The sequence below is a fragment of the Rhodococcus sp. NPDC127593 genome, assembly GCF_042671975.1.
Taxonomy (GTDB): Bacteria; Actinomycetota; Actinomycetes; order Mycobacteriales; family Mycobacteriaceae; genus Rhodococcus_F.
Map to the genome: position 1 here is coordinate 32,123 of NZ_JBHXWI010000002.1, position 17,915 is coordinate 50,037.

At 68.1% G+C, this 17,915-nt stretch carries 15 protein-coding genes and 2 pseudogenes; 6 read left to right on the forward strand and 11 right to left on the reverse strand.

Going from position 1 to position 17,915, the window contains the following annotated elements; translation table 11 throughout:
* Positions 1-263: 263 nt before the first annotated feature.
* Complete coding sequence (locus ACFVJ3_RS01910) at positions 264-1,445, reverse strand: zinc-dependent alcohol dehydrogenase (protein ID WP_378450439.1); 1,182 nt, start codon at positions 1,443-1,445, stop codon at positions 264-266.
* An 82-nt stretch (positions 1,446-1,527) separates the two neighbouring features.
* The gene (locus ACFVJ3_RS01915) at positions 1,528-1,824 is read right to left on the reverse strand and encodes a putative quinol monooxygenase (RefSeq protein ID WP_378450440.1); all 297 of its coding nucleotides are present in this window, start codon (positions 1,822-1,824) and stop codon (positions 1,528-1,530) included.
* A gap of 104 nt (positions 1,825-1,928) precedes the next feature.
* Between ACFVJ3_RS01915 and ACFVJ3_RS01920 the strand changes: the two genes are divergently transcribed.
* The gene (locus ACFVJ3_RS01920; protein WP_378450441.1) at positions 1,929-2,939 is read left to right on the forward strand and encodes a GlxA family transcriptional regulator; all 1,011 of its coding nucleotides are present in this window, start codon (positions 1,929-1,931) and stop codon (positions 2,937-2,939) included.
* Positions 2,940-3,003: 64 nt separating this feature from the next.
* Positions 3,004-3,330 carry a hypothetical protein gene (locus ACFVJ3_RS01925; RefSeq protein WP_378450442.1) on the forward strand — a complete coding sequence of 109 codons (327 nt, stop codon included), beginning with the start codon at positions 3,004-3,006 and terminating at the stop codon, positions 3,328-3,330.
* A 16-nt stretch (positions 3,331-3,346) separates the two neighbouring features.
* Here ACFVJ3_RS01925 and ACFVJ3_RS01930 read toward each other — a convergent pair whose 3' ends face one another.
* Entirely contained in the window at positions 3,347-4,063 is a 717-nt protein-coding gene (locus ACFVJ3_RS01930) for a TetR/AcrR family transcriptional regulator (RefSeq protein WP_378450443.1), read from the reverse strand.
* 92 nt (positions 4,064-4,155) lie between these two features.
* On the opposite strand from ACFVJ3_RS01930, the gene ACFVJ3_RS01935 reads away from it, so the two are divergent.
* On the forward strand, positions 4,156-5,367 hold the full coding sequence (locus tag ACFVJ3_RS01935; protein WP_378450444.1) for an FAD-dependent monooxygenase: 1,212 nt from the start codon (positions 4,156-4,158) through the stop codon (positions 5,365-5,367).
* Here ACFVJ3_RS01935 and ACFVJ3_RS01940 read toward each other — a convergent pair.
* From ACFVJ3_RS01940 to ACFVJ3_RS01970, 7 genes are all read right to left on the reverse strand, one after another.
* On the reverse strand, positions 5,332-5,745 hold the full coding sequence (locus ACFVJ3_RS01940) for a VOC family protein (protein WP_378450445.1): 414 nt from the start codon (positions 5,743-5,745) through the stop codon (positions 5,332-5,334). The genes ACFVJ3_RS01935 and ACFVJ3_RS01940 overlap by 36 nt on opposite strands.
* 90 nt (positions 5,746-5,835) lie before the next feature.
* The gene (locus ACFVJ3_RS01945) at positions 5,836-7,107 is read right to left on the reverse strand and encodes a CHAT domain-containing protein (RefSeq protein WP_378450446.1); all 1,272 of its coding nucleotides are present in this window, start codon (positions 7,105-7,107) and stop codon (positions 5,836-5,838) included.
* Positions 7,108-7,293: 186 nt separating this feature from the next.
* Positions 7,294-8,886 carry an alkyl hydroperoxide reductase subunit F gene (gene ahpF, locus ACFVJ3_RS01950; RefSeq protein WP_378450447.1) on the reverse strand — a complete coding sequence of 531 codons (1,593 nt, stop codon included), beginning with the start codon at positions 8,884-8,886 and terminating at the stop codon, positions 7,294-7,296.
* 174 nt (positions 8,887-9,060) lie between these two features.
* Positions 9,061-9,624 carry an alkyl hydroperoxide reductase subunit C gene (ahpC, locus tag ACFVJ3_RS01955; RefSeq protein WP_378450448.1) on the reverse strand — a complete coding sequence of 188 codons (564 nt, stop codon included), beginning with the start codon at positions 9,622-9,624 and terminating at the stop codon, positions 9,061-9,063.
* Between the two features lie 243 nt (positions 9,625-9,867).
* Positions 9,868-11,394 (reverse strand): tetratricopeptide repeat protein, encoded by a 1,527-nt coding sequence (locus tag ACFVJ3_RS01960; RefSeq protein WP_378450449.1) that lies wholly within the window; start codon positions 11,392-11,394, stop codon positions 9,868-9,870.
* Between the two features lies 1 nt (position 11,395).
* Positions 11,396-12,427 carry a hypothetical protein gene (locus ACFVJ3_RS01965; protein ID WP_378450450.1) on the reverse strand — a complete coding sequence of 344 codons (1,032 nt, stop codon included), beginning with the start codon at positions 12,425-12,427 and terminating at the stop codon, positions 11,396-11,398.
* Positions 12,424-13,749, reverse strand: coding sequence for a hypothetical protein (locus tag ACFVJ3_RS01970; RefSeq protein ID WP_378450630.1), 1,326 nt, complete (start codon positions 13,747-13,749; stop codon positions 12,424-12,426). Before ACFVJ3_RS01970 ends, ACFVJ3_RS01965 begins: the two co-directional genes overlap by 4 nt.
* A gap of 208 nt (positions 13,750-13,957) precedes the next feature.
* Here ACFVJ3_RS01970 and ACFVJ3_RS01975 point away from each other — a divergent pair, with 208 nt between their 5' ends.
* Complete coding sequence (locus ACFVJ3_RS01975; RefSeq protein ID WP_378450451.1) at positions 13,958-14,500, forward strand: lipoprotein LpqH; 543 nt, start codon at positions 13,958-13,960, stop codon at positions 14,498-14,500.
* Positions 14,501-14,597: 97 nt separating this feature from the next.
* Complete coding sequence (locus tag ACFVJ3_RS01980) at positions 14,598-15,401, forward strand: hypothetical protein (protein ID WP_378450452.1); 804 nt, start codon at positions 14,598-14,600, stop codon at positions 15,399-15,401.
* A gap of 8 nt (positions 15,402-15,409) precedes the next feature.
* On the opposite strand, the pseudogene ACFVJ3_RS01985 reads toward ACFVJ3_RS01980, so the two are convergent.
* Positions 15,410-15,723 (reverse strand): annotated as a pseudogene (locus tag ACFVJ3_RS01985) (MarR family transcriptional regulator); the annotation flags it as partial.
* A 115-nt stretch (positions 15,724-15,838) separates the two neighbouring features.
* Between ACFVJ3_RS01985 and ACFVJ3_RS01990 the strand changes: the two are divergent.
* A pseudogene (locus ACFVJ3_RS01990) lies at positions 15,839-17,913 on the forward strand (MMPL family transporter).
* Positions 17,914-17,915: the final 2 nt, after the last annotated feature.

The window sequence follows — 17,915 nt, forward strand, 5'->3', positions numbered from 1 at the left end:
CGGCGGCCGCCTCGCGGCGGCCGGGTCGTACGCAAGACCTGCGACAGCTGTTCGCTGAATATCAGGTTTCCTTGCTTACAAGTGTGAGGGGCGTCACTGGAAGGGGCAATCCGCTATGCGCTGGGCGTGATGTGGATTTCGTCGGCATCCGTGCAGGTCAGCGGGCTTCTCGCCGAGAGGTCTATCCGGTTTGCGCAAAACGGCGGCGGTGGCCGGGTCACCCGTCAGGGAGCCCCGGCCACCGCCGCTTGCGCCTGCGTTGCTCAGGGTTTGAGCTGGATCTTCACCGCACCGTCCTGCTTCTTCTGGAAGATCTCGTAGGCGTGGGGTGCCTGTTCGAGGGGGAGTTCGTGGGTGGCGAAGGTGTCGACGCCGAGTGGGTCGTCGTCGCCGAGGAGCGGCATGATGTCGTCGACCCACTTCTTGATGTTGGCCTGGCCCATGCGCAGCTGAATCTGCTTGTCGAACAAGGTGAGCATGGGAATCGGGTCGGCCATGCCGCCGTAGACGCCGATGATGGAAATGGTGCCTCCGCGGCGGACGATGTCGATCGCCGAATACAGCGCGCCGAGACGGTCGACACCCGCCTTCTGCATGAGGGGCGCCGCGACCGCATCGGGAAGGTACCCGACGATCTGCTGGGCGAGTTTGCCGATCGGTGAACCGTGCGCCTCCATGCCGACCGCGTCGATCACCGAGTCGGTGCCCCGACCGTCGGTCGCATCGCGGATGACGTCGGCGAGGTCGCCGCCGTGCTCGTCCAGGTCCAGGGTTTCGATGCCCCGGGCCTTGGCGCGAGCAAGACGTTCAGGGACGTTGTCGACCGCGATGACCCGGACGCCCTTGTGGTGGGCGATGCGCGCCGCCATGTCTCCGATCGGTCCGAGGCCGAGCACGGTGACCGACCCGCCCTCGGGGATCGCGGCGTACTCGACCGACTGCCACGCCGTCGGCAGCACATCGGACAGGTAGACGAAACGGGAATCCGGCGGGCCCTCGGGAACTTTCATGTGGGTGAACTGGGCTTGGGGGACGCGCAGGTACTCGGCTTGTCCTCCCGGCACCTCGCCGTAGAGCTTGGAGAAACCGAACAGCGCCGCTCCCTTGCCCTGTTCGCGAACCTGCGTCGTTTCACACTGCGTGTACAGCTGCAAGTTGCACATGAAACAGTCGCCGCACGAGATCTGGAACGGGATCACGACGCGGTCGCCGATCTTCAGGTTGCCCGCCTCCGCCCCGACTTCCTCGACGATCCCCATCGGTTCGTGGCCGAGAATGTCCCCTTGTCCCATGAACGGACCGAGAGTTTCGTACAGGTGCAGATCGGAACCGCAGATGTTCGTCGTCGTGACCCTGATGATGGCGTCCGTCGGGTGTTGGATCTTCGGATCGGCGACGGTGTCGACGCTGACCTTTCGTTTGCCTTGCCACGTGACTGCTCGCACTGGGAACCAAACCTCTCATCGGCCGATGTCCGTACTCGGGTGCCCGACGGGAGATGGCGGTAAACCGTGCTCGGGGTGCGTGCTACTTGACGGCGATGACGTCGACGGGACGAATGTCGGGGTCCTTGGCGAGTAGCTCGGGGCCGACGTTGCCCAGTGCCTGGGGGATGGCTCCGGTCAGATGCGCCTGCCGGGCTTCCTCGTTCTCGAACGTGTCGAAGATGCCGTATGTCGTGTCGCTGACTTTGAACGCGTACCAGGTGACGGTGCCGTGTTCTTCTGCCGCCAGGGCGCGTCCCTGCTCCAGGAACGCGGCCAGTTCTTCGCCCTTGCCGGGCTTGGCCTCGAGCAGTGCCAGTATTCCTCTGTCGATCGTCATGATGTCTCCTCCTCATCGGTTTCCGGCGTCGTCCACCCCTGACGCTATGGGCGACGAGCGGCAAGCGGGGCGGCGGACGCGCCACCTTTGTTACCGTTTCCGTCATGAGAGTCGCGGTGCTCGCCGTGGACGGCATGTTCGATTCGGGTCTGAGTGTCATGCTCGACGTCCTGGCGACGGCTGACGCCCTGCGCGACGACGCGGAGGCCGGTGACCAGGCGTTCACGGTCACCCCGGTCGCCGTCGGATCGTCGGTCCGCACCGGTCACGGACTCGTCCTGGCCACCACCCCGCTGAGGGAGGTCGCCGAGCCGCCCGACGTCCTCGTCATGCCCGCCGTCGGGGTGAAGACGCCGGATCGGATCGTCGACGTCGTGCGTGGGCATCCCGCCCTCGACTGGGTCGCGGAGGGTCGCAGTTCCGGGGTTGCCCTCGCCGCGGCCTGCAGCGGGACGTTCTTCCTGGCCGAGGCCGGGGTGCTCGACGGCTTGACCGCGACGACGAGTTGGTGGCTCGGGCCGGCGTTCCGCGCCCGCTATGCCCGCGTCGACCTCGACGAGCGGCGCACGCTCATCCACGACGACCGGGTGACGACGGCCGGGGCGGCGTTCGCACACATCGATCTCGCGCTGACGATCGTCCAGCAGAACAGCCCCGCGCTGGCGGATCTCGTCGCGCGGTACCTCCTGATCGGCGACCGGCCCTCGCAGGCAATCTTCGCGGTGCCGTCCCTGCTCGCTACCGCCGATCCGACGATGACCGCCTTCGAACGGTGGATTCGCGATCACCTCGCGGAACCGTTGCCGATCAACGCGGTCGCACACGCGATCGGGGTGAGTGAACGAACGCTGCAACGCACCACCGCCGCTGTGCTGGGTATGTCGCCGGTGGAATTCGTTCAGGAGATCCGACTCGATCAGGCGACGTTCCTCCTGCGCACGACACAGCAGAGCGTCGACACGATCGCGTCCGCTGTGGGCTACCAGAACTCGGCCACACTCCGCGCGCTGATTCACCGTCGGCGTCACACGAGCACAACCGAGATCCGGCGTGGCAATGCGTCATTCGGTCCCGAACATAGGAGGAGCGGGCGGGGAGCGCGGACCGGTCGGTAGTTGCGCACTGGCGCCGGACGGACTCGGGCGGGACGATCGATGGTGACGAACGGAGAGGAGCATCGTGAATCGAAATCAGCCGTTCGTGTGCGAGATGGCGTTCCACATCGTGCACCTGCACCGGGCGGGGGAGACGGACAAGGCGCTGAATCTGCGAAAGCAGCCGCAGGGAATGACCGTCGACGACGAACAACTTCACCGCGCGGTCGCGCAGATCTACGGGCTGCCCGACCAGTCGACCGAGGCGATGGAGGAGTGGGTGCGCTCCCAGTACCTGGCGGACGGACGTGACAAGGGCTATCTGTCCGACGACGAGGCGTCCGCCCCTCTGTGGCTCCTGGCCGGCAAGGCGCACACCTACTACGGCGACCTGAAACCGCAGGCGAGCTGAGGGCCCCCGCACTCTGCTATTCGGCGCGGGCCGAGACGAGGGCGGCGAGACCGTCGAAGATCCGAGCCAGGCCGAATTCCAGCGCGTCGTCCTGCCCTGACATGGAGCTGGCCGACGCGAACGCGGCTGTCACCTGGGGGTAGCGGTCGGCGTGGTCGGCGAGGATTCCCGTCATGATCGCGTTCAGGGACTTCTCGGGTGTGTCGGTTTCGGCGCCGGGTGCCGTCGTCTGCTGAGCGAGGCTGCGCACGTGGCCGGTGATCAGGACCACCGCGTCCAGGCGTTCCCCGCCGGTGAGTCCGGTGTCGCGCAGCGCCTCGAGGCCGGTTTCGAGCCAGTCCAGTTCGTTCGGGCCCAGCACTCGCGGACCGACCGCGACGTCGACTACCCACGGATGCCGCCGGAGGCCCGCCCACATCCGGAGAGCCCACTCGTGGAGCGCAGCGCGCCAGCCGCCGTCGATCTCGGACAGGTCGGGCGCGGGTCCGAGAGCGGCATCGAGCATGAGGGCGGTCAACTCCGCCTTGCCGGGGGTGTAGCGGTAGAGGGACATCTTGGTGAACCCGAGGTCCTCTGCGAGGCGCTGCATCGACAGCGTGGCGAGGCCCTCGGCATCCGCCATCGAGATCGCGGTGGCGACGATCTGCGCGAGGCTCAGCGCAGGTTTCGGTCCCCGCTTCGGTCTCTCCGACGATCCCCACAGCAGCTCGGCGGTACGGGGCTGGGTGACCATCTGCGCTCCTCCGGGCCGACTCTTGATCCGGAATAGTGTCTACCATACACTGAATTGCGTCCGTCAGACGCAATTAATCCGTGGAGGCTCCCATGCCGAATAGAACCGTCCTGATCTCGGGTGCAAGCATCGCCGGGCCTGCTCTGGCGTTCTGGCTCAGCCGCTGCGGATACGCCGTCACCGTCGTCGAGCGGGCACCGGACCTCCGGCTCGGCGGCCAGGCCGTCGACTTCAAGGGGGAGATTCACCGAAAAGTGTTGGAGAGGATGGGAATACTCGACGACGTGCACCTCAGGCAGACCGGGAAGACCGACCTCCTAATCGTCGACGAACGCGACAGGCACTTGGCGACCATCCCCGGGGAATTCGTCGGCGGCGACGTCGAAATCCTGCGGGGCGACCTGACCGAGATCCTCTACCGGCGCACCGCGGATTCGTGCGAGTACCTCTTCGGCGATTCCGTCACCGCTCTGATCGACACGGACTCGGGCGTCGACGTCACGTTCGAGAAGTCGGACGCACGCCGGTTCGACCTGGTGTTCGGCGCCGACGGCATCCACTCGGCCGTCCGCCGGCACCGGTTCGGGCCGGAGGACGAGTTCGTCCGATTCCTCGGGTACTACTACGCCGTCGTCGGGACCACGCGCTCGGCGAGTGACGAATCGCCGGACAGGGAACGCGGGACGGGACTGATGTACAACGAGCCGGGACGGATGGCCGTCGTCGGTGGACCGAAGGCTCCGGAGTTGTTCGTCTTCGCCTCCGACAAGATCGAGTACGACCGCGCCGACATCACCCAGCAGAAACGAATGCTGACCACCGCGTATGCCGATGCGGGTTGGCGCGTGCCCCGCCTGCTCGCGCAACTGGACGACGCGCCTGACTTCTACCTCGACTCGATCGCGAGGGTCGAGACCGATACCTACACCGCCGGCCGTGTGGCCTTGGTCGGCGACGCCGCGTACGGAAATACGCTGGGCGGCTTCGGGACCGGACTCGCCCTCGTGGGTGCGTATGTACTGGCGGGTGAGCTCGCTGCCGCCGACGCCGACCACCGCGTGGCGTTCGGACGCTACAACGAGCAGATGCTTGGGTACGCGAAGATCGCCCGCAAGGGCAGCGCCGGACCGTTTCTCGCGCCGAAGTCGGCGACTCGAATCAGGCTGCGAAACTGGACGTTCAAGTCCACGTTCCTGTTCGGCCTGATGATGAAGCTGACCGACTCCTTCGCCACCGACATCGATCTGCAGGACTACCCGGCGCTGCGATCAGCCTGGTGTGCCGGCGATGTTGACCATCCATGAAATGCCGAACTTGTCTGTACAGGCACCGAATTCGTCTCCCCACATCTGCTTCTCCAGGGGCACGGACACGGATCCGCCGTTGGCGAGCTTGGCCCAGTAGCCGCGGAGTTCGTCGCCGTCGTCTCCGCTCAGGCTCACCGCGATGTTGGTCCCCGGGTTGTGTTCCATACCGGGCGGGGTGTCTGCACCCATGAGCGTGTAGCCGTTGTCCGACTCGAGCATGGCGTGCATGATCTTGTCTGCGCCCTCGCCCTCCGGCGCGCCGTATTCACCGAACGTGTTCAACGCAAGGGTGCCGCCGAAGACGTCCTTGTAGAACTCCATTGCCTGCCGCGCGTTGCCGTCGAAGCTGATGTAGGGGTTGAGCCGAGAGGTCATGGGACATGCTCCTTCTTCGTGCCGGAACCGACAGCAACGACGGTACAACGACCGGCCGACACGATGTGGGGAACGGACGGCCGAGGCGGATCAGTGCGTCGAGACCGTCGCGAACGCCGCCCACAGCACCGGTGAGTGCTCGATCGTCCGCTCGTCCCGCCAGGCGGCCACCCGGTCGCGTTGCCAGTCGCAGAGGGCGCCGACCGCGTCGGGCAGTTCGTGCGCCGCGTCGATCGAGCAGATTGCGTCCTGCAGCGGCCGCGCGTGCGATGCGGCGCCGGCGATGCGCTGGAACGCGAGGTCGGTGGGCAGGGCCCAGCGGCTGGCGGTGACGAGTTCCGCCCCGCCGGCGATCATCGCGGAGACCAGTCCGAGTGCCTCGCTGAACCGCAGGTCACCGCCGCTCTCGCAGGCGATCAGCGCAACCCTGCTCGGGATCGGCCACAACTCCGCGCCGCGGATCGGCTCGGCCGTGAGCGTGTGCGTTCCCAGCAGAAGGTCCTTCGCGGACAACGGCCGGTGGGCGCGGGTCGGCTCCGCGAACCCGACGGAGTCCGCGGCGCAGGCGAGGTGCAGTTCGGCGTGCTCGCTCTGACCGGATTCGGGTGCCGCCGCGGTGACGTGCCCGACGTAGACCAGCCGGCCCGCACCCTCACGCAACGCTGCACCGAGCCACTCCCGGTCGACGTCTTCGCGGCGGAAACAGTCCGTCGAACCGTCCACGGAAGGGAGCAGCCGGCCCTCGTCGGCGTACGTCGCGACCCGCTGCGACAGCGGGTTGTCCGCGGCCATCCGCCCCAGGACCGAGCCGAGTTCCGAATCCGCACGGAAGCCCGGCACCCGCGGGTCGAGCACCGCGACGACCGGGAGTTGCCGGGTGTGCGCCCAGGTTCGGACCGGTCGGCCGGGCGAGTGGACGATGCTGAGCGGAGCCAGCAGGCTGACATCGGCGATGTCGACGAGACGCAGCCCGGCGTCGGGTGCGATCAGTTCCCACGGCACCTGAGCGACGCGGGGCGACGGTTGGATCCGGAGGTGCGGCCGCACACCGCGGGCGAGCAGGTCGTGCAATTGCTGCGCGAGGACGAACGGAACGAATGTGCGTGAAAGAAGCTGAGCCAGATCATGCTCCGACTCGTAGGCGGAGAAACCGCCCGCCGTCAGCGCGTGGTGCAGTCCCTGCGGATCCGTGAGGTCGGGCAGGGCCCGGGCCAATGCGGCGAGGGCTTCGTCCACCTGCGCGGCGGGTGCGACGCCGACACCGCCGGGATGCGAGTCGTGGGTCCACCGCCACGACGTGTACAGATCGCCGGCGTCGGCCATCCGCACGATCGCGGTCGGTTGTTCGTGCGAGGTCACCATGCGCCCGCCACCCGGCGGTCGCGGACGTACTGTCGCGGAACGGTCAGCAGGTGACACAGGTGAGTCGGCACCGTCCCAGCATCCCCTACCCACCCAGGTCGTGGCGTGTGTACCGGGCACGCGGGTCGATTTGAAAGCCGAAAGCCGTGCCTGACATGCAGGCACGGCTCGTCGACCTCGGCGGAGCTATCCGACCGTTGCGGCGGTGGAATCCTCGGCGGGGACGCCCGTCCGGATGAGCCGATCGAATGCGCTCAGTGCTGCCGTTGCCCCGGCACCAGCGGCGATCACGATCTGCTTGTACGGCACCGTCGTGCAGTCGCCGGCGGCGAACACGCCGGGCACCGACGTCTGGCCGCGGTCGTCGATCGCGATCTCGCCACGATCGGACAACTCGACCGACCCGGCCAGCCACTCGGTGTTGGGCAGGAGGCCGATCTGGACGAAGACACCCTCGATGTCGAGCGTGTGCGAGGTATCGGTCGAGCGGTCCTGGTAGGTCAGGCCGGTGACCTTGTTTCCGTCCCCGAGGACCTCCGTCGTGAGCGTGTTCAGGAGGATGTCGGCGTTCGGGAGGCTGCGCAGTTTGCGCTGCAGCACCTCGTCGGCGCGGAGCACCGAGTCGAACTCGACGAGAGTGACGTGCTCGACGATTCCTGCGAGATCGATCGCGGCCTCGACTCCGGAGTTACCGCCACCGATCACGGCGACGCGCTTGCCCTTGAACAGCGGTCCGTCGCAGTGCGGGCAGTACGTCACACCCTTGTTCCGGTACATGTCCTCGCCGGGCACGTTCATCGAGCGCCACCGCGCACCCGTCGACAGGATCACCGTGCGTGCGAGAAGAGAAGCACCGCTTTCCAGCTCGATCTCGACGAGGCCGTTCTCGGTGGCGGCAGGCACGAGCTTCGCGGCCCGCTGCGTGTTCATGATGTCGACGCCGTACTGGCGGACGTGATTCTCGAGCGCCGACCCGAACTGGGGACCCTCGGTGTAGGGAACGGAGATGAAGTTCTCGATCGCCATGGTGTCGAGTACCTGACCGCCGAAGCGCTGAGCGGCGATTCCGGTGCGAATTCCCTTGCGCGCGGCATATACCGCGGCCGCGGCGCCGGACGGACCGCCTCCGACGACGAGCACGTCGAACGGATCCTTCTGGGCGATCGCGGCGGCTGCGCGGTCGGCGGCGCCGACGTCGAGCTTGCCGGCGATTTCCTCCAGGCTCATCCGGCCGGAGCCGAAGAGTTCGCCGTTGAGGAAGACCGTCGGCACGGCCATGATCTGGCGGCCGTCGACCTCGTCCTGGAACAGCGCGCCGTCGATCGCGACGTGGCTGATGCGCGGATTGAGCACGCACATCAGGTTCAGGGCCTGCACCACGTCCGGGCAGTTCTGGCAGGACAACGAGAAGTAGGTCTCGAAGTGGAAGTCGCCGTCGAGGTCGCGGACCTGCTCGAGCAGCTCGGGGGCCTCCTTCGACGGGTGGCCGCCGACCTGGAGCAAAGCGAGTGCGAGCGAGGTGAACTCGTGGCCGAGAGGGATGCCGGCGAAGCGGACCTCGATGTCCGTGCCGCTGCGGCGGACCGCGAACGACGGGCGTCGCGTGTCGTCGTCGCGGCGTTCGTAGGTGATCTTTTCCGACATCGCCGCGATCTGGGTGAGCAGTTCGGCGAGTTCGACCGACTTGGGTCCGTCGTCGAGTGAGGACACGAGCTCGATCGGCAGGGTCAGCTTTTCGAGCAGGGACTTCAGTTGGCCGGCAAGCGAGGCTTCGAGCATGAGAATCTACTCCATCGATCGGGAGGACAAGGGATCGGAAACCGGAAATTTTGGTTCAGGTGGTCCGGAAGGTGTTGGTGCGACACCGATTTGCCCCCACGGGAGCTGAGCACCGGGAACCGCCGCACGGGCTCAGGAGACCTGAGCCCGTGCCTGCGGTACGACTGTGCTGCGTCAGATCTTGCCAACGAGATCGAGCGACGGGGCGAGGGTCTCTTCGCCCTCTTCCCACTTGGCCGGGCAGACCTCGCCCGGGTGCGACCGGACGTACTGAGCGGCCTTGACCTTGCGAACGAGTTCGGCGGCGTTGCGCCCGATGCCTTCTGCGGTGACCTCGGTGAACTGGATGACTCCGTCGGGGTCGACGAGGAAGGTGCCGCGGTCGGCCAGTCCCTCGTTCTCGCGGAGGACCTCGAAGTTCCTGCTGATCTCCTGGGTCGGGTCACCGATCATGGCGTACTTGATCTTGCCGATGGTGTCGGAAGATCCGTGCCACGCCTTGTGCGTGAAGTGAGTGTCGGTGGACACCGAGAAGACCTCGACGCCCAGTCGCTGCAGTTCCTCGTGGTGGTCGGCGAGGTCGCCGAGTTCCGTCGGGCAGACGAAGGTGAAGTCGGCCGGGTAGAAGTAGAAGACCGCCCACTTGTCCTTGATGTCGTCCGCGGACACGGTGATGAACGCGCCGTCCTTGAAGGCGTTCGCGGCGAAGGGCTTGATCTGCGTGTTGACCAGGGCCATTGAAACCTCTATTCGTGGAGACGGGAAGTCGATAGCGACGAGGCTATCCAGCAGATTGGAATAGGTCCAATCTATGAGACCTATTCGATAGATTGGATGGGGCTATCAATGGGCGCCGAATCGGCAGCGTTGCAGGTCAGTGCCACACACCACCCACACCGACGGACGCACGGTGTGACGACCGCGACACTCATTGCACCGAAAGTCCTCGTAGGGAATGGAAGCGGAGTTCGACGGGCGAGGTCACGATGCGGGCACCACCCGGCTGTCGCGGACCTCGCGCCCATAGCGTTCGTCGGCGACCGCGATCGAGGTACCCAGTGCAATCCGCCCATCCGGCGTCACGCCGAGCCGCGGAGGAAGGGGCACCGGCAGACCGGCGCCGGCCGCGACTCCGGCCAGTGCGGCGCCGAGCAGGAACGAACCCTCGGTGACGGTCGCGCCGGCCGGGGGAAGGTCCGGCAACTCCAGGGGGAGGCGCGCCGGCGTGCTGTGCCCGGCCCGGCCGACGTCCACCGTCGTCCCCGCGCACTGCGCTTCGACGAGATCGGCCACCAGGCGCGCGTCACCCGAGGTGTACGCGAGCCGGAACGCCAATTGCATCGCCGGATCGGCGATCTCGCGGTTCCACTGCTCACGCTGACGCCCGTTCGGGAGTGTGTACCGCACGGCGTCGATGGCGATCGCCGCGGGCACGGCGAGCGCGGTGGCGCGTGCCAGCACGGCGCTGTCGGGGGTGTCGGCGGCCGTGAGCGCGGACTCGAGGAGGGCTGCGTGCCAGAAGTCGACCTGCGCACAGTGCAGCCCGAGCCCCAGCCCGCGGTACGTGTCGAACGCGGCGGCGAGCAGTCTCTCTCCCTCGTCGGGTCGCCCTTCGCCGAAGGCGACGGTGGCGAGACGGGTCTCGACGTCCGCGACGTCGAGTACCGCTCCGGAACTCCGGAAATAGTCGAGGCTGCGGCGATAGAGTGTCGTCGCGCGTTCGGTGTCGCCCCGGCCCTCGGCGAGAAACGCCAGCACCTTCGATCCGATCCCCGCCCGGTGGCCGATCCCGCCGCGCTCGAAATACGTCTGGCTCGACAGCAGCAGCGGCTCCGCGTCGTCGGGTCGCCCCGAGCGGACGTGCATGATGCCCAGGTTCTGCTGCGTTTCGGCGACCGCGTTGACGCCGCCCGCGGCCTCGAACGCGTGGAGCGCCTGCCCGGCGAAGTCGTCGGAGAGGTCGAAGCGCCCGGTCTCGAAGTGTATGGCGGCCAGGTTCATGAGCGGGTGACCCGCCAGCGCGGGGGCGAAGCGCACTGCCGCGTCGAGGGACTCGGTGGCGATGTCGGCCGCGTGCGCCCACTGCTGCCGGTGCATCGCGACCGCGGTCAGTGACAGCAGGCACGCTACCCGCAGGTCGCCCTGATCGTCGGCTGCCGCGAGCAGTCCCCGCGCCTGCTCGAGCGCGTCCTGTGCGCCGTCGAGGTCGCCGATGTGCTGCAATGCCTGCGACAGGTTGACCAGCGCCGCGGGACGCATCCGGATCGCGTCGGCCGGCATTGCCGCGAGGGCTTCCCGGTAGAGTTCGACGGCCCTCGTGTGATCGCCCAGCTCGTCGGACATACTGGCCGCGTTGATGATCGCGCTCGTCCGAAAATCGCCGGTGGTCGATCGGGCAACCTGCTCGAACGTCCGGAGTGCCTCGCCGACGTCTCCCCGCGAATACGCTGCGGCCCCCGTGGCGAGGAGGTCACGCGCTTCGTCCGGGCCGAGCGTCTGTTCTCCCACGTCAGAAGTCCGAATCCGAGGCAGCCGCCGCTGTCTCGGCGAGCAGGGATGCGTCCGACCCGTCGTCCGCCGCCATCTCCGAAGCCCGACGTAGCCGCCGGCGGACCAGGGCCCGAACCCGCTCCCGGACCTCCGGGCCGCCACCGTCCGCGGAACCGTTCACGCCGAACCCGGGCAGATACACGTCCACGGACACCCCCGCCTCCGAGCCCTGCGGTGCGGCCGACTCGCCGAACCAGACATCCCCCGACAGTCGCAGCGCGACGTCGACGGTGCCCGAAGCGGTGCCGAGCAGCGCGTGTGGACGCACATGTTCCGGAACGGGTTCGGAGAGACCCGGTATCGCAACGACATTCACCCGCACGGTCGTGCTCCCGGCGGCGCGCACCACCTCCCACGACACCGCACGCTCGGACGCGTCGACGAGCCCGGGTGGGTACCGGCGCCAGTCGGATCCGGTGGTACCCCGCGCCAGGACGAGCGTGCTCGGCAGCGTCGCGGCCGCCGCGCCGGCCGCGAGGGCGTAGTCGTCTGCCCGCGCGGGACGGTCGGCGAGGACCGGGCCGGTCGGCACGACGGCGTCGTCCCCGTCGACGAGTAGATCGCATTTCTCGACGAGGGTGGCGATCTCGCCGTTCAACAGCCCCTCGTCGAGCGGCGGGACGGCGTCGACCGTCGAGGTCGGCCACCACCGCGCCGCCCAGTGCGCGTACGCGAGTCGCCGTGCGGCTGCAGCCACCCGGGGTCTTGCCGGCGCGACCGTGACGTCGCGTCCGGAGCCGGCCGCCACGGCGAGCGCGACTTCCGCGCCGAACACGGCCCACACCCAGTTCTGTGCCGATTCGACGTCGTCGAGCACCGCGACCGGGACCGTGTGGTCTGCGAGCACACTCCACGACAGGTGCCCGCCGTGGACCTCCAGTACTGCCACGTCGATGCCTGCGGCGTCGTCGAGGACGCTCGGTGCGTCGCCGGGGGCGATGATCCAGACCCCGTCGGGCGCGCGCTCGATCCGCACCGTGCCGGTCGTCAACTCGCCCTCGATTCGGCAGCAGCCGCCGCATCAGCGAGCGGAATTGCGCTGAGCGCCTGCTTGACCCGCATGCGGTGATCGAGGATGACCGATCGCGCCACCCCGTCGAGGAGGTCCCAGAGCTCGTCCGGTTCGTGGACGGAGAACTCGCGCACGTCGCGGCCGTGGAGGCGGACCCACAGGCGGCGGAGGTAGGGCCGCCAGGGCTCGAGGAGTTCGGCGGCGATGGCCGTCAGCGGATTCGCTTCGGGTAGCGACGCGGCGTCGGCGTTCACCATGAGGCGGCGTGCCTGCAGGACGTACGCCTCCCGTCGCCAGCGGCCGTTGATCACCCGGACGGCGGTCGTGTCCGTGGCCGCAGGAGAGGACGCCGTTCCGATCGGGCGGAGACCGGTCGCCAGTGCGGCGCCCGTCGTCGCCGCGACCCGCAGAGACTCGTCGAGAAGCGCCCAGGGCGAGCAGCTTCGGGCGATCTCGGTGGTGACCAGTTCGTGGATCGGTGGCAGCTCCGCACGATCGGTCGACGCGCGGAGCACCGTGAAGACGCGTTCGTAGACGGACCGGTCGAACGGGAGCGCGAGCGCCGTAGTGGACGCCGACGTTCCGAGACGTGGCGGTCCGGGGAGGGGATGCACCGTCAGGCCGAACCGGTGAGCCGAGACCTCGGTCGTCCACAACGCAATCCCGTGGTGAGTGCCCGCATGACCGGCGACCAGGCTGTCGAGAGCCCACCGCCCGTTGTCACCGTCCTGCTCGAGGCGCGCCCCGGGACAGGCGTCGAGGACCATGTCGATCTCGGCGGTGTGGTCGCCGGTGGCCGCGCCCGACAGCGGTCGCCGTCCCCACGCGACGTCGATCAGAGCGTTCAGTTCGCGTGCCCGCGCCGGGTCGGTGATGTGCGCTTTCAACGCCTGAGTGGTGCGGCCGGCCGCGAAATCGTGCACGTTGCGCAGCGTGTCCTCGGCGACGGATTCGTCCCGGAGCGGGTCGGGGGCGCCCGAACCGGTCGCGAGTTCGAAACAGCGTTGGAAGTACAGGTCCTGGGGGTTGCCGTCCGTGATCCGCAGCGCCCGGCGAACCCGTTTGAGCAGGGTGAACCAGGCGGCGGTGGCCCGGAGCGCGTCAGCGGAGGCGTGCACCCGGGTGGCGAGCAACTGCGCCCCGTCGGACGAGACGATCGGACCGGCGCACAGCGGGTTCTGCACCGGGCGGATGACCAGCGGATCGAGGATCAGTTTCACGGTGCGGCTCAGCGGTCCGCCGTCCGGCCCACTGAGCGGTTCGACGCCGTCCAGCTCGCGCCACACCTCGTCGAGGACCATCGCCCGCGGTCGCCGAGCAGCCACTGAGCTCCTCGATGCCGTCCGCATTCGAGCAGGTTACCGCAGGGATGCCCCGTCGACGTGTCGACAAATCTGGGATCGGTAGGGCACGAGTAGTTCCTACCTTTCTCACATCGGCTCCAGTCCGCGAGCCGAAGGAATCGACGACGGGCGCCGTGCGCCCCTCACGAAACGTGAAGGACGGATCATGAACAAGATCGTTCGGACTCAGAAGCGCGTCTACACCGCCGGCATCGTGGCGGTCGCCGCTGTCGCCCTGCTCGTCTCGGGCTGCAGCGACACCAGTGACAGCAGTTCCGGTGGTGGAAGCTCCGAACAGTCCCCGGCCGCCGCGAGCCCGGCGGGTGCGTCCTCGGCCGCGGTCGACGGTAAGGCACTGGACGCGGACTTCGACGCCACCTGCGCCAAGCAGGGCGACATGCTGGCGTTGGCACTGGCGGACACCGCCAACGCGACGTACGGCGACCTGGCGGTCTCCGCGACGATCACCGGCACCGACACGGTGCAGGCCGTCGGAATCGCGGGCAGCAAGGGCGGGTCGAACGGCCTCCCGTACGCCCTCGGCTTCGGGCAGGGAATGCCCGGCGGCTCCGCGACGGTCGTGAAAGACGGCGATATCTACACGGTCACCGGTGAAGGCGTCGGTGCGCCCGACATGAGCAACCCGACCGCGCCGAGTTCGGCGAAGTTCGACATCACGTTCGCATGCTCGACCGTCGTGGGCGGCTGAGCCGGCTCGCCGGGGACGCGCGCGAAGTTGCGGCAACCGAGTTCGCGCGCGTCCCTCCAGTTCTTCCACCCCAGTTCAGGCACGGAAAGGACACATCATGAAGAAGCTCGTGCGCACCGCCGCTCTGGTGTTTCTCGTCGGGTCGGTCGGCTACTACCTGTGGTACTGCCTCGGCGATCGGGGACGGTCGAACTACGGAATCGAAGCGCTGTCGTGGGTCGGCCCGCAGATGATCTGGCCGATCGTCGCGGTCAGCGTGGTCGTGGTCTGTTTCGCCGTCACCGGCGACAGCGTGCTGGCAGCGTTCACGGGACGCAACAGTGCCGCGTTCCGGCACGGAGCGGTCGGGATCGGGACGGTGCGGTCGGTGCGTCAGACGGGGATGACGCTCAACGATCAACCGGAAGTGCGGATCGACCTCGTGGTGGAGGGCGCCGACGGCACGATCTTCGAATCGCACGCCAGGATGATCGTGCCGCTGACCGAGTTGGCGCTTCTCCGTCCGGGTGTCGTTCTCCCCGTCCGCTACCTGCCGGGCCGCACCGACAAGGTCGAGATCGACCGCTCGGGAGACACGTCGACGGCGCAGGACGCGTTGAACCGATCCATGATTCGTCAGGGCCTCACCACCCCGGGCAAGCTCGACATCGCGGCCCGCGGCGTTCCCGCGCAGGCGGTGGTGCAGTCGCTCAGTGTGCCCGGCGAGATCCGCGACGGAAACTCGAAGGTCGATCTCGGGCTGGTGGTCACGCGGCCCGACGGCACGACGTTCACGACGCGTGTCGAGAAGTTCCTGCCGCCGCGCAGTGTCGGGCACGTCCAGGTCGGCCGGGTGGTGACGGTCCATTATCTGCCGGGGAACGAGCAGGAGGTCGTCATCGCCCTGCCGGCGAACGTGTAATGACGGGATCAGTCCCCGGCACCGTCCCGGGGCGGTAGTCCCAGCGACCGGACGAGAAGGAGGAGTTGGTCGCGCAGCGACCCGACGTCACCGACCGCGGCGGTGAGGGCCGCATCCTCCTTCTCGAGGGTCAGTAGGTGGCGGTAGATCGCGCGACCCGACTCGGTGATCGCGACCCGCTTGCGCCGCTCGTCGCGCGGATCGATCTCCCGGTGACGTGCCCGGTTCGCTCGAGTCGGTCGATGGTGCGGCTGATGGTCTGGTCCGTCACCCGCGAGGCCTTCGCGATGTCCCGTTGCGAGGCCGGCCGGTCGGAGATCGAACATCGCAATCCGGGCATCCGGTCGTCGAACCGTCCCGCATTGGAGAGCACGTGACCACAACTGCCCCGCCCACGCCCGGTTCGTCGCCTTCGGTGGATTCTGCCAGCCCTGCTGGTGATCGTCTGGCTGGCCGTCGGCGGTTTCGGTGGTCCGTTCGCCGGCAAACTCTCCATGGTCCAGAACGACAGCACGTCGTTTCTGCCCGCGTCGGCCGAGGCCACCGAGGTGTCCGCGCTGCAGAAGGCTTCATCGACACGCGGTTCGTGCCCGCGATCGTCGTCGCCGAGCGGACGTCGGGGATCACCGCGACCGACACCGAGTTCCTCTCGGGAACCGCGGCCTCCCTCGCCGGTTCGGAGGGGTTCGGTGACGAGGTGTCGCCGCCGATCCCGTCCGTCGACGGTCGGGCGCTGCAGATGTTCGTGCCCGTCGACAGCTCGGGGGAGGTCGGCGACAGTGTCACGGAACTCCGGGACGCGCTCGGCGCCGCACCGGGAGGTCTCACCGTCCTCGTCACCGGGCCCGCCGGTCAGGTGGCGGACCTGTCCGCGGCGTTCGCAGGCATCGACGGGCTGCTGTTCCTGGTGGCTGGTGTCGTCGTGATCCTCATCCTCATCGTCGTCTACCGCAGTCCGATCCCCCCGTTCGCGATGATCACCTCCGCCGTCTTCGCGCTGGGACTGTCGAGTCTCCTCGTCTACCTGCTCGCCGACGCAGGCGTGATCGCGCTGAACGGGCAGAGCCAGGGAATCCTGTTCATCCTGGTATTCGGCGCCGCGACCGACTACGCACTGCTGCTCGTGTCCCGCTACCGCGAGGAACTGCGGATCGAGCAGGACAAGTACCGCGCGATGCGGACCGCGTGGCGGGCGACGCTCGAACCCGTCGCCGCCTCCGCGGGCACGGTCATCGCCGGCGTGCTCTGCCTGCTGCTGTCCGATCTCAACTCCAACCGCGGACTCGGACCGGTGGCGGCCATCGGCATCGCGGCGTCGTTCGTCGCGTCCATGACGTACCTCCCCGCGGTGCTCGTGCTCCTCGGCCGGACGGCGTACTGGCCGACCCGGCCCGCCTTCGACGCGCGGCACGCCGAGAAGGACGAGGCCGCAGACCACAAGTTCTGGGCCGCGCTCGCGGCGCGGATCGGTGCGCACCCGCGCCGATTCTGGGTGGCGTCCGGCCTGGTGCTGGTGCTCTTCGCGCTCCTGATGCCCCAGTTCGAGGCGAGCGGGGTCGCGGAGTCCGAGACGTTCCTTCTCGACGTCGATTCCGTTGCGGGCCAGCAGATCCTCGGCGACCACTTCGACGCCGGTTCCGGTTCGCCGGCGGTGATCATCGCGAACGAGGGCTCCCGCGACGCGGTGGTCGACGCTGCCCGGGTCGACGGGGTCGGCGACATCACCGTGCTGTCGACCCCCGGCACGCAGGACCCACTGGTGGTGGACTGCCGGGTGGCGATCGAAGCCACTCTGACCGATCCGGCCGATTCCCTCGCGGCCGAGGACACCATCGTCCGCCTGCGTGACGCCGTACACCCGATCGACGGCGCCGACGCCCTGGTCGGTGGCACCACCGCCACGGACCTCGACACCAAGACCACGTCGACGCGTGACCGCACCCTGATCATCCCCGTCGTGATCCTCGTGGTGTTCGCGATCCTGTGCCTGCTGCTGCGTTCGCTACTCGTGCCGCTGCTGCTGATGGGAACGGTGGTCCTGTCCTTCGCTGCGACGCTGGGCATCTCGTCGTTGGTCTTCGAGCACATCTTCGGGTTCCCGGGTGCCGACCCCGTCGTCCCGCTGTTCGCGTTCGTGTTCCTCGTCGCCCTCGGAATCGACTACAACATCTTCCTCATGACCCGGGGCCGGGAAGAGGCACGGCGCATCGGCACGCGCCGGGGAGCGCTCCGCGGCCTGACCGTCACCGGCGGAGTGATCACGTCGGCGGGAGTGGTTCTGGCGGCGACCTTCTCGGCGCTCGCAGTGATCCCGCTGATCTTCCTCGCGCAAATCACCTTCATCGTGGCGTTCGGTGTGCTCCTCGACGCACTCCTCGTGCGGTCACTCCTGGTGCCCGCCCTCACCGTCGACATCGGGCAGAAGATCTGGTGGCCGAGCAAGCTCGCGTCGGCATCGGAGGCCGACGAGAACGTCTCTGCGGAGCCTGAATTGGATTCGAGTCGTACGTGAGC